General features: G+C 70.6%; 2 protein-coding genes and 1 pseudogene. 1 reads left to right on the top strand and 2 read right to left on the bottom strand.

Going from position 1 to position 3855, the window contains the following annotated elements; all coding sequences use genetic code 11:
• Nucleotides 1-284: 284 nt before the first annotated feature.
• Nucleotides 285-500 (bottom strand): I78 family peptidase inhibitor, encoded by a 216-nt coding sequence (locus tag STRAU_RS35475; RefSeq protein WP_037664060.1) that lies wholly within the window; start codon nucleotides 498-500, stop codon nucleotides 285-287.
• 531 nt (nucleotides 501-1031) lie between these two features.
• Here STRAU_RS35475 and ctaD point away from each other — a divergent pair.
• A pseudogene (gene ctaD / locus STRAU_RS35470) lies at nucleotides 1032-2603 on the top strand (aa3-type cytochrome oxidase subunit I); the annotation flags it as partial.
• 1 nt (nucleotide 2604) lies between these two features.
• Here the strand turns inward: ctaD and STRAU_RS35465 are convergent.
• A complete protein-coding gene (locus STRAU_RS35465; RefSeq protein WP_078621714.1) occupies nucleotides 2605-3660 on the bottom strand; it encodes a helix-turn-helix transcriptional regulator in 1056 nt (351 codons plus the stop codon).
• Nucleotides 3661-3855 lie beyond the last annotated feature (195 nt).

Here is a 3855-nt window from a genome sequence, read left to right as displayed (position 1 = left end):
CGCCGCCGCCCGCCCCCGCACCCCCGCCTACCTCGCCCCGGGCCCGCACACCGCCCGCTGCGAGCGCACCCCGGTCACCCCACAGGGCCCCCGCCGCCCGCCGCACCCGGAGCGGGTGCGCGGCACCTCGGCCCGGCCACTCGCCGGCGGCTGAGCCGCCCCCCAGACCGCGGGAACGGTACGCACAGACTGACTCCCGCGCGCCGAAGGCCCCGGACACCGCTCAGGTGCCGGGGCCTTCGCACGTCGCGCGGCCGTCCGGTTCTCGCGCGCGGCCGGTGGTGTCAGCCCTTCCAGCAGCGCTTCACCGTGCCGTCCGCGACCTCGAAGTTCAGCCGCCCCGCGAGGTACTCCATCGTGATGAACGTGCCCGGCGGCAGCGACCTGACGGTGGACCAGCCGCGCTCACGGGCCCGGCGCTCGGCGTCCTCGGCGGCGAGGCCGACGTAGGAGTCCGGGCTGTCCTGGGGCTCGGCGGCGGGTGTCGGTATGGGTGCCATGACCGCCACGTTAGGCGGCCGGTGTCCGCCAGGGAAGCCCGGGCCGCCCGGGGAGGGCCGGTGCCGTCGGCGGAGGGCCTGAGCCGTCCGGGGAGCCCCGGAGCCGTGCACCATGCGTCACCGGTACCCCTCCGGTCACGCTTCTGTCACAGGATCACGACGCCGGTTTCGCCCCGAGTTCGTCACACGTACGAGCGGTTCGGTGCTTGTGGGCGGTGAATTCACGGGGAACTCCGGCGCACTCGTCGCCCCCTGGAGCGAGCACCGGAAATCGAACTCGGCCCCGCTCCCGACGCGCTGCCGGACCGCGCGCGAATACCTCCGGAAACCCTTTACCGATCCTCCGCATTTGCGATTGCCGGGCGCTTCGCGGGATGTGACAGATCATAGGGAATTCACGACTCCGGAACGGCGGCCGGCCCCGGGGCGCGCCACGCCGCAGCCGTACGCCCTCTGTCGGATCGGGGTCGGCGGCGAGCATCATGTCCTGTGCTTCGGGCAAGCCCAGGACGCGACCGCGAAGGGGCAGCGATGGGGACGCAGACGGCACCGGCGGCCGCCCGGCCGGCACGAGAGCGGACGCCCGGCCGGATCATCGTCGACTGGCTGACCACCACCGACCACAAGAAGATCGGTCATCTCTATCTGATCACGTCGTTCGCGTTCTTCCTGATCGCCGGACTCATGGCCCTGATGATGCGGGCCGAACTCGCCCGCCCGGGGCTGCAGTTGATGTCCAACGAAGAGTTCAACCAGATGTTCACCATGCACGGCACGATCATGCTGCTGCTCTTCGCGACGCCGACGTTCGCGGGCTTCGCCAACGAGATCATGCCGCTGCAGATCGGCTCGCCGGACGTGGCCTTCCCGCGCCTGAACATGCTGTCGTACTGGCTGTTCCTCTTCGGCGGCCTGATGGTGCTCGGCTCGCTCCTGGTGCCGAGCGGGCCCGCCGCCTTCGGCTGGTTCGCGTACGCGCCGCTCAACAGCCTGGAGCGGTCCCCCGGCATCGGCGCCGACCTGTGGATCATGGGGCTCGCGCTGTCCGGCTTCGGCACGATCCTCGGCTCGGTGAACTTCCTGACCACGATCATCGGCATGCGCGCGCCCGGCATGACGATGTTCCGGATGCCCATCTTCACCTGGAACGTGCTGTTCACGTCCATCCTGGTGCTGCTGGCGTTCCCGGTGCTCGCCGCCGCCCTGCTCGTCCTGGAGGCCGACCGGCGCTTCCACTCGGTGGTCTTCGACGCCCAGTTCGGGGGTGCGCTGCTGTGGCAGCACCTCTTCTGGTTCTTCGGGCATCCGGAGGTCTACATCATCGCGCTGCCGTTCTTCGGCATCATCACGGAGATCATCCCGGTGTTCAGCCGGAAGCCGGTGTTCGGCTACATCCCGCTGATCGGCGCGACGATGGCCATCACGGGGCTCTCGGTCGTCGTGTGGGCGCACCACATGTTCGCGACGGGCGCGGTGCTGCTTCCGTTCTTCTCCTTCATGTCGTTCCTCATCGCGGTGCCGACGGGCGTGAAGTTCTTCAACTGGACGGGGACGATGCTCAAGGGGTCCCTGTCGTTCGAGACACCCATGCTGTGGTCGATCGGCTTCCTGGTGTCGTTCCTGTTCGGCGGCCTGACGGGGGTGATCCTCGCCTCGCCGCCGCTGGACTTCCACGTCACCGACTCGTACTTCGTCGTGGCGCACTTCCACTACGTCGTCTTCGGCACCGTCGTGTTCGCGACCTTCGCGGGCTTCTACTTCTGGTGGCCGAAACTCACCGGCAAGATGCTCGACGAACGGCTCGGGAAGATCCACTTCTGGACGCTGTTCGTGGGCTTCCACACAACGTTCCTCGTGCAGCACTGGCTGGGCGCGGAGGGCATGCCGCGGCGGTACGCGGACTATCTGGCGGCGGACGGCTTCACGGTGCTCAACACCGTCTCGTCCATCGGGTCCTTCCTGCTCGGCCTGTCCACGCTGCCGTTCCTCTACAACCTCTGGAAGACGGCCAAGTACGGCGAGAAGGTCGAGGTCGACGACCCCTGGGGGTTCGGCCGCTCCCTGGAGTGGGCGACCTCCTGCCCGCCGCCGCGGCACAACTTCCTCACGCTGCCCCGGATCCGCTCGGAGTCCCCGGCGTTCGATCTGCACCATCCGGAGTACGCGGCGCTGCGGGCGCCGGACGACCAGACCGATCACCCCGGTCCAGGGCCCGGCTCAGGCGGTCCCGGACCGACCGCATCTGCTCGCTGAGCCCCTCGGGGTCGAGCACCTCGAACTCGAAGCCCAGAAACATCAGGTGGAAGACCATGAACTCCGGGCTGCCCGCGCCCGTGCGCAGCAGACAGGTGCCCTCGGTCTCGGCCTCCAGGGTGCCGTCCGACGGCGTCACCCGCTGGGCCGCCTCCGCCAGCGGCACATGGAGCCGGACGGTGGCCTGCTCCGCGTACGCACGCGTGGAGACGCCACGCGAGACGAACGCGGCCAGGTCGTCGGCGGGCGGGGTGCGCGGGGCGCAGCGCGGGCCGTGCGGGGGCCTGGGCGTGACGCGGTCCACCCGGAACGTACGCCAGTCGGCGCGGTCCAGGTCCCAGGCGACCAGATACCAGCGGTGCTCGGTGCAGACCAGGCGGTGCGGCTCGACGGCGCGGCGGCTCGTGCTGCCGCCGTGGTCCCGGTAGTCGAAGCGCAGCCGTTCCGAGTCCCGGCAGACGGCGGCCAGTTCGGTCAGTACGGACGGGTCGACGGTCTGCCCGCGTGCGGTGTGCAGCATCGGCACGGTGAACGCGTTGAGCGTGCCGACGCGGCGGCGCAGCCTGCTGGGCAGCACCTGTTCGAGCTTGCCGAGGGCGCGTACCGAGCTCTCGCCGATGCCGTCGATGCCCTGCCCGGCGGCCGTCCTCAGGCCCACGGCCACGGCGACCGCCTCGTCGTCGTCCAGGAGCAGCGGCGGCAGCTCCGCGCCCGCGCCGAGCTGGTAGCCGCCGCCCGTGCCGGGGCTGGCGTTGACGGGGTAGCCGAGCTCGCGGAGCCGGTCCACGTCGCGCCGCACGGTGCGCGGCGTCACGCCGAGCCGCTCGGCGAGGCCGGCACCGGACCACTCGCGGTGGGCCTGCAGCAGGGAGAGGAGCTTGAGCAGCCGTGCGGAGGTCTCCAACATGTTGGCGATTCTCCCTCGGCTTCCGGACAGCCACGGTCCGCGACGGCTCGCACTCTTATGGGGGCTGCGCCCCCTCTCCCCCTGCCCTTTCGGCCCTCCGGGCCTCGTCCTCAATCGCCGGACAGGCTGATTCCCTCCGGCCGGCTGTTCCGGCAGGTAGTAAGGGCGGGTGGGTGGGGGAAAGCCCGTCCGGCG

The sequence above is a fragment of the Streptomyces aurantiacus JA 4570 genome (assembly GCF_000414115.1).
Classification (GTDB): domain Bacteria; phylum Actinomycetota; class Actinomycetes; order Streptomycetales; family Streptomycetaceae; genus Streptomyces; species Streptomyces aurantiacus_A.
Note: the sequence above shows the minus strand (reverse complement) of the source record. Positions and strands in the feature narration are given on the sequence as shown.

What these genes read in the sequence shown, in the direction of transcription:
- STRAU_RS35475 (WP_037664060.1), bottom strand. Translation starts at nt 500, where the DNA reads ATGGCACCCATACCGACACCCGCCGCCGAGCCCCAGGACAGCCCGGAC.
- STRAU_RS35465 (WP_078621714.1), bottom strand. Translation starts at nt 3,660, where the DNA reads ATGTTGGAGACCTCCGCACGGCTGCTCAAGCTCCTCTCCCTGCTGCAG.